Source organism: Nostoc sp. (genome assembly GCF_036919495.1).
Taxonomy (GTDB): Bacteria; Cyanobacteriota; Cyanobacteriia; order Cyanobacteriales; family Nostocaceae; genus Nostoc.
On sequence record NZ_JBALBZ010000055.1, the window covers coordinates 1 to 10,895 of the forward strand.

Here is a 10,895-nt window from a genome sequence, read left to right on the forward strand (position 1 = left end):
ATTTATTCATTAACCACCAATTCTCATTCGATATTTTTTCCCATCTATTCTGTATGAAGAAATATCATCTAAAAACACCCAAAGTCAACACCCTACCCTTAATCCCCCCGATATATTGGGGGGAAATGAGATTTCCGGTTCCCTCCCCTTCACAAGGGGAGGGTTAGGGTGGGGTAAAACCCTGTTTAATCAGCTATTTCAGAATTGTGTATACACCGTAGCTCCGACAGGCGAGAGGGACGGTTTTGCCTAGTAAAACCTTCTTAGAAGTTTTTAGGCGATTAGGGGACTAATCAGGAATTTTGCCGAGATTGAGAGTTAATCAACAGAAAGTAGTATACTTTTGTGGGTTCACGTAAAGCTATCTAAAAGTTTCGTCTAAAAACCAAGAATTTTGGGGTTGCTCTAAATGCTAAGTCCTGTAATAACAGTCAGTATCTTTCAAAAACAACCCGACCCTCAAACATTTTCAGCAGGCCAAGTCATCCTTGAAGAAGGACAGTCTGGCGATAACATGTACGGGATTCTGGAAGGAAAGGTAGATATATTAGTTAATGGCAAGGTTGTAGAAACCATTGAGACGGGCGAAGTTTTTGGTGTTGGGGTACTTGTGGGAGTAAAAAATAGAACTTACACAGCGATCGCTAAGGTGGACAGCAAACTTGCTTCTGTTGATGAGAAAAGGTTTCTCTTTGCCGTTCAGGAAACACCCATGTTTGCCCTACAGGTGATGAAAAGTTACTCAGAGCGTCTAAGCCGCTTGCAGCGTATGCTGTGAGATAGGGGCAGGGGAATGCAATCAGCATACCTGCCTTTTTTAGTGAAAGATGCAAGATTTACCGGAGGTAGCAATGGCACGTAAACGGTTGATTATTGAGATGGGGATGGGAATAGATCAGCATGGACAAGAACCGACAGTAGCAGCATGTAGGGCAGTACGAAATGCGATCGCTCACAATGCTTTACCTGGTGTTTGGGAAGTTGCAGGTTTGAGTCACCCCAATGAAATGATTATAGAGGTTCAGGTAGCAGTTCCATACCCCGAACAAGTTAGGGAAGAAGAGGTACTTGCTGTACTACCATTTGGTCGGAAAACCCTTACCCTAGAATCTGGGGGGATGGTAGTTCAAGGGCGGGCGATTCCCGAACTCAATGATAAAAATGATGAAATGTTAATTGCGATCGCTGCTGTTACAGTTTTAATCGAAGATGAGGAACTGAGCTAATTCCTCTTTAAACAAATCACTAAATTGAAAGTTATAGAGAAATCGTGCGATCGTTAAAAATTAAGTGACATACAGCAGTTTTCCAGTAGGACTCCATTTGTACAAGCGCGATTTTTAATCGTTAAGTATATTTGCCGATTACTTTATCAAAAAGCCTCATTGCTTTATAAAAATACCTGTTTAATTTATCAAAACACTTAACTTCCTTTCTCAAAATGAGGTTTGACTTACTCAAACCCCAGTTTACTTTCTCATTTTGGTGTTTTCCGCAAGCAAAAGCAGCTTTGACTTACTCAAACCCCGGTTTGCTTTATCATTTCAGTGTTTTCCGCAAGCAAAAGCAGCTTTGACTTACTCAAACCCCGGTTTGCTTTCTCAAACCTCGGTTTGCTTTCTCAAACCTCGGTTTGCTTTATCATTTCAGTGTTTTCCGCAAGCAAAAGCAGCTTTGACTTACTCAAACCCCAGTTTGCTTTCTTATTGTTAATTTTTGAAGTTTCACCCTAGAAATTTTCTATCTCTAGGACTAAAGATTTGCTAATCCAAAGGTCTAAAATTATAGAAACCTGGAAAAAACTATGTCATTAGAAACAGAGCCACTACAGGCAACACCACCAACTTCTACCTTTGAGACGCTTGAGGAGAAGCAAGAATTTAACTGGAGGCAATGCTGGTATCCTGTCACCTTTGTACAAGACTTCCCGGACAACCGCCCTCATAGTTTTTCCTTGTACGATGAACCTTTGGTTTTATTCAAAAACAAAGATGGACAGTTTATCTGTTTAATAGATCGTTGTCCTCACCGTACAGCCAAACTTTCTGAAGGACAAATTATTGACGGCAAAATTGAGTGTTTATATCACGGTTGGCAGTTTGGTAGTGATGGTCAATGTCTGCACATTCCCCAATTACCAGCAGATGCAAAAATTCCAGTCAATGCTTGCGTACCATCTTTTAAGGTTGTGGAACGTCAAGGCATGATTTGGGTGTGGGCTGGTGAAAAAGAAACTGCTGTTGATGAAAATATCCCAATTTTGCCAGATTTAGAGAAGCCAGGATTTGTGTGTTCAGACTTTATATTGGATCTGCCTTATGACCAAACATATCTAATAGAGAACGTTACCGATCCGGCTCATGTTGCTATTAGCCATCATGGCACTAGAGGGGGTGGCGATCGCAAAAAGGCTCAACCGCTAGAAATGGAAGTGCTAGAGAGTTCGGTTCAAGGAATTCGAGGTAGGTGGCGGGGAATTAATAAATCAAATGAACCTTGGAAGTATATTGATTTTATTGCTCCAACTCTTGTTTTTAACAATACTTATATTGAAGAACGAGGTTGGAAATTTGGACTAGCTTTGTATGCGATTCCTTTAGGTAAAGGGCGATGTCGCCTTTTAGCTAGAGGTTATCGTAATTTCATGACTTGGGGAGTCAAGCTAAGACCACGCTGGCTAGATCACTTAAATACAAACAAAATATTAGAGCAGGATTTACCTCTCATTGCGGGACAACAGTCAGAAATTGAGCGCTTACAAATAAGTCTTAAAGAACTATATTTGCCTTTAAAAACATCTGACACATTAGTAGTTGAGTACCGCAAGTGGCTAGATAAATTTGGGTCATCTTTGCCTTTTTATCAAGGCTATTCCACATGGAAAAATTCTGAAAATGGTGAGTTGAATACAAAGCCAATTTTGTTAGATAGATTCTCGCGCCACACACTTATTTGTAGCTCCTGCAATCGAGCTTATCAAGTTACAAATAGGGTTAAGCAAAGTTGTATAGGGGTAGCGATCGCTCTAGCTGCTGTAGCGATACTTGCAGATGATTTTAAAATTAGAATTGCAGCAATATCGCTTTCTATAGCAGCAGTTGTCATGTCCGCTATGGCTCATACACTTAAAACTCACTTTGAGCGTTCTTACACTCGTCACTAAAATCGAGACGTTCGTAGTAAGAACTTAAATGAGTTGTGAAAATTGAGAGACTCAGATCCCCGACTTCTTTAAGAAGTCGGGGATCTTATTGTTCACGACTGATTTAGGACTGCTATAGTATAGTTAACGGAAGTTTGCTCACCTTAAACAATTTGCTCAAACTCTTTGTGTGGTTAAGTTATGCTCAAGTTAGCGGCTCTGCGCTAAAGTAAAAATATTGGGATAAAAGTCTCTGGCAGTAAGTCCTGTGAATTACTAATCTTTACCACTGCGGCGATAATGTCTCAAGAGCATAACGAATCACTCCAAATTCAGGAGATCACCAAACTAAAACCGAAACACTTTGCTGATTTAGTCAGATCAGCACAATTGGTTTTTGACCCCACAGCCGGAGTTTCGGGAAGACACATAACAGTTGACTGGGAACAATTCGGAATTCCCCGTGATGTGGTAGACAATCTCAAATCACTTGGTCAGCAGTACCAATATGCATCTCCTCACATCCCTGTTGAAGACATTTGGAGTAAATTAACTCCAGAAACTCGTATTTGGTTCGTTGAAAATAAAGATAGGTTGTGGCAGCTTGAAGAAGCTTTCCCAGCCCTTGACGAAGATTAAACGGCTGAACCATTGAAAGGAATACAAATTATTTGTAGGGGTACAACGATCATTGTGCCCCTATCCTCTCTCTATAGGTATTTTTGTTTAAATGCAACACACGCTAAATTTAAACCTAGTACCGCAAGGCGGAAATAAATCTACTATTTCATTACAGCCAGAAAGCTCAAGATTAAAGCATACGTGAATACGTGACTTCCACCTTGTGAGTAGTCAACTAGATCAACTTTAATCGATGAATAATTTTGTAGTAAGGACTTTAGTCCTTGATTTGAGCGCTAAAGCGCTCACTACGAACCTAGTTATCTTGTGCGAGCATTACCGAAATGCATAGTTAAATTAATAAAAAAGCTCATATCGATGAATCAAAGCCTAGGTGTTGCTCCCAAACTAGAAGAACACACTCATGAAAATCCCGTTGTTACTAAACAACAGCTATTTATCAAGCAACTAATTGTCCTTGTCTTGGAAATGCTTCTGGCATTACCTCTGGGTTTACTTCTGGCAAAGTTCCAAATTGGTAGGATTGCCTGGATATTTGGCGGGATTGCTGCTGGTACACTGGTTCTTCAAGGGTGTCGAATTTTTTATCAATATTCTCCCCAACCTAACCGCACTGCGAGAAAAGTGGGAATGGCACTTGTAGGCTTAACTGTTGGCGCTTCCAATGCTCACGGGAATTTAGCTAGTGTTGCTTCTGATATTCCTATATTTATATTTCTTACCTTGTTTCTGCTGCTGAGTGGAAGCTGTATTGGTTATATTTACTCGCGCCTTAGCAAAACCAACCTGTTGACAGCAATGCTGGCTACAGTTCCTGGTGGTGTTGGAATTATGGCAGCGATCGCCGCCGATTACAACAAAAATGTTAGTTTGGTTGCCTTAGTTCAGGCGATTCGCGTCACCTCAGTAGTTATTCTAATTCCCTTCATCGCTAAGACATCAACTGGTAATTACTATCCCCAAACACTCCCAATCAACGCTGCTTGGCTCAATTTCGATCCATTTCAACTAGAATTACTCTTGTTAGTACTGGTAATTACTGGATTAGTAGTTTATCCAGCTATATTATTTAAAATTCCGGCCGGCGATTTCTTTGGTGCATTGTTGATTGGTATTGGGTTTAATCCTTTGCTACATTGGCTACCTTTTGTAGGTGATATTAGCTTTAGTCCGCCGCCAATAATAAACTTATTGGGTCAAATGCTCCTGGGAATTACTATTGGTGAATATTGGGGAGACAAACCCAACTTTAGAAAGCGGACTGTCGTTTATGCCTTAATATCTGTGGGGATGACCTTAATAGCGGGAGCGATCGCTGCTATACTTGCGATGCAATTAACCTCTTGGGACTGGTTAACCTGTCTTTTAGTCACAGCCCCAGGAGGATCAGCAGAAATGATCCTAGTTTCCCTAGCATTAAATCATAATGTTGAAATTGTCACAACTGGCCATTTAGTGCGACTAATTGCAATTAATAGTTCTCTACCACTTTGGCTGTTTTTGTTTCGCCGTCTGGATGAGCAAGTTTCAAAGCCAGTTTAATTTATAAAGGCATTGGGCAAAACAGTTTTGAGTGCTGAGTTAGGAGTTAGGAGTTAAGAGTTATTTTCCCCTCTGCCCCGCTGCCTACGGTGTACACATAAGTCGAAAAATTCTCTACCCACATTTTTGTCAGAGTGAAACTCTCACACTTACTGACATCCCGCCTCGGAATGAATTCCGAGGCGGGATAGAAACGTAGTGCGAGATTTATTAATAAAACCTGAGTTCGGGATAAGAAATCCTCAAAACCCTTGATTTCTCATTGTTGCATTCCAAAATATATTTCTTCTGTCCTTCTACCCTCCCCTGCCTCTCCACTCCCCACTTCTAAAGATGCAACTTGAATGCTGATTAGCTTATTCTTTTGTTATCCAAATACAAAGGATGTTTTAGATGGTTGCCCAAATTCAAGAACTTGAAGCACAGCACTGGGTTAAAACTCGTTCTTCCCTCGACCCTAGCGAATCTACTTTCCTGATTTGGAAAGGTAAAATTTACGCTTTCATCCCCGGTGAGAAAAGACAACTCCTGTTTAAGATGCTGGGATTGAGTGTTAGCAGATGTATTCCCACAGAAGAGGGTAGCTGGGATTTTACTTCCAGGGAATTAACTTACTACCTTAATCCACAAACAGATGAAGTCTTAAGCAAATGGGAGAATCCTTGGACAGGTGAGACAGTTCCGGTGATTCACGTTGCTAATAATCCAGTGCAGGGCAAGTTTAAGGGAAATTTCCCCGCACAAGTAGATGGTGACAATACAACCTTTGTTTTTGATATATTTCCCTATTACCCCAATCCCTTAGCAGACGAGCCAAAATTTGCCGAATACAGCCCAAATCCAATTTATCAGGCAGCAGAATTGTTTAAATTAACAGTGCCAACCGCAGATTTATTCAACACAGCCCTCTCCTCAGTTTCTCAACTTAAACTAAGCTGGGATAGAATTGGTCAATGGCTTCCCTGGATGAAAATGGGCGATCGCCCCGGTCAACTGATATACAGTGCTGTTGGCAGCAAAGTCAATGGTTTAACAGAATTGCCTCCACTGTTGCAAGACGAAATTAATAACCGTATTCCTCTATATAAAAAAGCCCCAAAAGCATTGATAGATGGGGAAGATATGACTTCCTGGTTGTACTTCCAAAAGCACTTTCAAGCTTACTTAGCTGGTGAAATCTTCCCACTTCCCCAAGCAGAAGAATTTTGACCGAAGAGGCAGTTATTTTAGAGGGCAGGGGGCACAGGAGAGAAACCTATATATAAACACATTATATATAGGCAACTCGACTGTATTTAACTGAAAGGAAAAGGCTTGAGTAGTTATTAGACTTGTAACAAGCTCAATAATACATCCAGATACAAGCATATAAATTAGATATTTAATTAATATCTAATTTAGGCTGGTGGCTCTATCTTTTGAAATTCTTTAATTGCTTCGATATGGGCTTGATTTACCTTTATATGCTCCTTTACTGTTTCTGAAAGTACATCTGTTGAAGGATGTTCTGTTAGTCTGTGCGCCAATTCTTGAAATTTCTGCGCGTGCTCTTACATGCTTTCTCCATAGGCTTCGATACGTTCTTTTTGTTCCGGCTCGATTTGGTCATCTGTTTCTAAACTCTTACCCAACTCTTGTATCTCTTTGCTATGCTCAATTGATTTTTGAGCATGTTTTTGTGCTGTCTCTATAGTCTGCTTTGAAACTTCATGCATAATGTTAATCTCAACTATCGCCTTAAAAAACTATAAAATAGAAGTAATCCTGCCTATCTGTAACAGTTAGCGGAAAACTCACTACTATAAAAACTTCATGTCCCAAAAATATTTTATATACTATTGAAAAGCTGGCTAACTAGCTAAAGATGGATGAGATTGGCGTTTAAACTAATCTTTCTGCATTAAAATTTCAAAAGTTGGAGATTGTATGTCTGTTATCGAACTATAGAAAAAGTTTTTTACCAGATTATGGCAAATTTGTCTAGTCTAAAAAAAGTTAACCTAGTTTGAGGGTTTAAGTTGCATAGCTTCCAATACTGCTCGGTTAAGCGGAAAAAGCTTAAAATTCGTAGGTTGGGTTGAGGAACGAAACCCAACATTTCTGGGGCTTTGTTGGGTTTCACTTCGTTCAACCTAACCTACAAATATTCTTAACCGAGCAGTATTGGCATAGCTTCTATCAAATAGCGCGAATGGAAGCCTAAATCTAAATCTCCTTCACAAAACGTAATTGCTCTCTTCTCTACGAGACGCTTTGCGAACGTAGCGGGGCGTAGCAAGAGTGCGAATTACGAATTACGAATTGGTTTAATGTTGAGTAGCTTTTATGTAGGTTTTTTAATTTCAAGCAAAATTTATTGAAATTTCGCCTCTTGGCTTGAACAATCAAATAGATGTAAACCTAACCTTTGGGAAAGTTCTTCACACACCTTCACCCCCCGCACACTATTACCGCGCACATCCAGCAGTGGCGAAAAAACTCCAATGCCTATCTTATTGGGTACAACGGCAATAATCCCACCACAAATACCGCTTTTCGCCGGAATCCCAATTTTATAAGCCCACTCACCTGCAAAGTTGTACATTCCACAGGTATACATCACACTCAAAATATCTTTGATGTAACGCTTATCTACCGCCTGTTCTTTGGTAATCGGGTTAATACCTCTGTTAGCAAGGGTAGCCGCCATCACTGCTAAGTCTTGGCAATTCACCATCACAGCACACTGCTGGAAATAAAGATCCAGCGACTCTTCTATATTCCGGTCAATCATGCCAAAGTTGAGCATTAGATGCGCCATTGCACGGTTACGATGCCCTGTACTGCGTTCTGAGGTAAAAACTGAAATGTCAACAAATACATCCCGGCTAATATATCGCCGAAACATATCCAGCATTCGGTTGAGGCGTTCCGTTGGCCCGGAACCTTTGATTAAGCTAGTGGTTGCGATCGCACCTGCATTTACCATTGGATTATAAGGTCGCTTCGATTGCTCATCCAAAATAATCGCGTTAAATGCATCCCCCGTCGGTTCCACGCCTACTCTAGTCAAAACGTAATCCAGTCCATGATCTTCTAAGGCAAGTCCATAAGCAAACACCTTAGAAATTGACTGAATGGTAAAGAGGTGATCGTAGTCGCCAACCTTGTAAACCTGACCATCTACTGTCACAATGCAAATGCTGAACAAATCCGGGTTTGCCTTTGCCAGTTCTGGAATATATTTCGTTACTGCACCCTCCCGTACTGACTTGTACTGAGAATGCAAATCCTTAAGAACAGCTAATAATGGCGATGGATCTATTTCTAAATCTCCTTGATGTGTTTGGTTTATCATCACGCTGATAGCATTCCCCAAAATAATCACTATATATAGTAGGGGTACAGCTGTACATCCCTACATCTGCAAAGATTTTTGAACAGATAGCTTGCTCTAAAAAATCATATTTGAGCAAGTACTTAGGTCAAAAATAGGCTATTGTGCTTTATAATACTCTGCAATTTTGATCTACAAGCGATCGCAAAGATTTATTAATTTTTTTATCATTCATCCTGAAAAACATTAAGTTGAGTATCCTCCTTTTTTTTATACTCAGTATTACTAGAGTGCCAAGTTACATATATCACTATTTTTAGCCTAGTCATGTGAAATAAAAATCATGATTAATCTAAGTGGAAAAAACTTTGAAAAAAGATATTAAACCCAAATTAATTTACATAATTATTTAAGATGTAACTCGTATCATGGCTTATTCGTAGAAAAATCTAAAGAATTTATGAAATAAGTTATTTTGAGTATTTATGCCGATGCCATTCAATTAAAGTTATATTATCTTCTAGTTGGAAATAGTCTAAACAAATGTAATATAAAATACACAGGTAGCTACGAGCCTTTAGAACTGATGTGAATAGGGTATCGTCGCTTCAGCGTGCAATAAGCGTAAAGTTTTTTTAATAATTTTGGACTTGCCAAAAAAAGCGTTACATAGCCAAAGTCCTCATTTGAGAACGGTTTCGCCCTGAAAATTGGAATTTAAATTGAGAAAGCTGCCAATAATTACGCTAAAACCCTGATCCCCAAGCCAAAAGGTTCGTGCTAGTCTGTTGCAGTTATAAACAACAAAGTGGAAACGGAACGAGTTCAAGTTTTTTAGTAGGGAAGTCACTGTTACAAAGTGAAAAATCCCGCGAATTATAAAACTTAAATTCTACAGTCGCTTTAAAAAACGGACGCATGAATCAAAGACATTTGTGGATTATTGTTGCCCTGTCTATGGCTGCTTTGGGCATACCCTCAGTTGGTTGCACTCAAACCACCAAGGGAAATGCGCTAGCTTCCCAGAAATCACCCGCCCCTGATGTGGTGAAAGTGGGAGAGTATCAATCCACAGCAGGGAAACAAACCTTGGATGCTGTGATTACAGAAATTCATCTTCACAACATTAGAGGGCGTAAGGCGGCAACCCTTTTTATCCGAAATATACCTGTTCTCACCTTTTTGAGTTCTGTATCAAATACGAACCTTGAAACTAAAAAAGTTGGTGCAATTGAAAATTCTGGGGGCGTACAAAAGTACGCCCTTATTGCTAGCAATTCATCAAATGGATTGGATGCTGGCAGCGTAACAGATGTAAGTAACCAGATTAGCTCCGTTGACAATGACCCGGTTCAGATAGCTGGTGTAATAGCAGCTAAGATCAACCAGTTGAATCGGGAAAATGTGGACGGGAGTAAGATTACCGTAAGTTGGAAAGCAGGGGAAAAATCGACTGACAACCAAGCGCAAAATAAAAGCGCCCCAGTCCAACAAAATGGCGATCGCTATATAATCAAAATTAATGACGAAGAATTGGTCGAAATCAACGAAGGTACGCGATTAGCGGGTAGCACCAATAATCTAGCGCAAGATGCATTGCAAGCAACCAATCGCCTGCGGAGACTTCTAGGCAATGCATCTCCCTTAAAAGAAATTGCTAATTTACCACCAGTGCATCTGCCAGCATCAATACAAAAGCTGCCTCAAGAGGCAGTTGGAATAGTGCGAGCCACCTTGAGAGGTATGGCTTCTTATTACGGCTATGACGGTTCTGGTAATCGTACTGCTAGCGGACAGAGATTCAACCCCGAAGGAATGACTGCCGCTCATCGCAGCTTACCCTTTGGTACGCAAGTCCGGGTAACCAACACCCGCAACGGTCGTTCTGTGGTAGTGCGGATTAATGACCGAGGCCCATTCGTTCGGGGTCGAGTCATAGACCTGTCTGCTGGCGCGGCTCGGATTTTGGGAATGATGGGCAGTGGCGTAGCACCAGTACATATTGAAGTCTTAGGGAATAGGGAATAGGGAATGGGGAATAGGGAATAGGCATTAGTTATTCTTTGTCCCTCTGCTCCTTCATCTCCCCACTCCCCATAACAATTCCCCTAGTTCAATCATCTCTTCCCTCTCTTTCAGATATAAACTAACGGGGGAGGGATCGATAAGAACTAGGGGTATTTTTGTGCGCCTGCTGACAACAGTCGCAGCTTTACGCTGCTATTTAACTAAACGCTGCTCAGAAAACAAGCT

General features: G+C 40.6%; 9 protein-coding genes. 7 read left to right on the forward strand and 2 right to left on the reverse strand.

The window, feature by feature from the left end:
• The first annotated feature begins 409 nt into the window (after nt 1-409).
• From V7K25_RS07390 to V7K25_RS07415, 6 genes are all read left to right on the forward strand, one after another.
• Nucleotides 410-778, forward strand: coding sequence for a Crp/Fnr family transcriptional regulator (locus V7K25_RS07390; protein ID WP_335156512.1), 369 nt, complete (start codon nt 410-412; stop codon nt 776-778).
• A 73-nt stretch (nt 779-851) separates the two neighbouring features.
• Nucleotides 852-1,226 carry a Lin0512 family protein gene (locus V7K25_RS07395; RefSeq protein ID WP_335156526.1) on the forward strand — a complete coding sequence of 125 codons (375 nt, stop codon included), beginning with the start codon at nt 852-854 and terminating at the stop codon, nt 1,224-1,226.
• Nucleotides 1,227-1,804: 578 nt separating this feature from the next.
• Nucleotides 1,805-3,163, forward strand: a complete 1,359-nt coding sequence (locus V7K25_RS07400; RefSeq protein ID WP_335156514.1) for an aromatic ring-hydroxylating dioxygenase subunit alpha — start codon at nt 1,805-1,807, stop codon at nt 3,161-3,163.
• A gap of 279 nt (nt 3,164-3,442) precedes the next feature.
• Nucleotides 3,443-3,781, forward strand: a complete 339-nt coding sequence (locus V7K25_RS07405; RefSeq protein ID WP_335156516.1) for a hypothetical protein — start codon at nt 3,443-3,445, stop codon at nt 3,779-3,781.
• A gap of 360 nt (nt 3,782-4,141) precedes the next feature.
• Nucleotides 4,142-5,326, forward strand: coding sequence for an AbrB family transcriptional regulator (locus V7K25_RS07410; RefSeq protein ID WP_335156518.1), 1,185 nt, complete (start codon nt 4,142-4,144; stop codon nt 5,324-5,326).
• A gap of 393 nt (nt 5,327-5,719) precedes the next feature.
• Nucleotides 5,720-6,535 carry a DUF1838 domain-containing protein gene (locus tag V7K25_RS07415; protein WP_335156520.1) on the forward strand — a complete coding sequence of 272 codons (816 nt, stop codon included), beginning with the start codon at nt 5,720-5,722 and terminating at the stop codon, nt 6,533-6,535.
• Between the two features lie 341 nt (nt 6,536-6,876).
• Here V7K25_RS07415 and V7K25_RS07420 read toward each other — a convergent pair whose 3' ends face one another.
• Both V7K25_RS07420 and glsA read right to left on the reverse strand, forming a co-directional pair.
• Nucleotides 6,877-7,041, reverse strand: coding sequence for a hypothetical protein (locus tag V7K25_RS07420; RefSeq protein ID WP_335156521.1), 165 nt, complete (start codon nt 7,039-7,041; stop codon nt 6,877-6,879).
• Between the two features lie 638 nt (nt 7,042-7,679).
• Nucleotides 7,680-8,663, reverse strand: coding sequence for a glutaminase A (glsA, locus tag V7K25_RS07425; protein ID WP_335156523.1), 984 nt, complete (start codon nt 8,661-8,663; stop codon nt 7,680-7,682).
• Nucleotides 8,664-9,560: 897 nt separating this feature from the next.
• Between glsA and V7K25_RS07430 the strand changes: the two genes are divergently transcribed.
• Nucleotides 9,561-10,670 (forward strand): septal ring lytic transglycosylase RlpA family protein, encoded by a 1,110-nt coding sequence (locus V7K25_RS07430; protein ID WP_335156525.1) that lies wholly within the window; start codon nt 9,561-9,563, stop codon nt 10,668-10,670.
• The last annotated feature ends 225 nt before the right edge of the window (nt 10,671-10,895 follow it).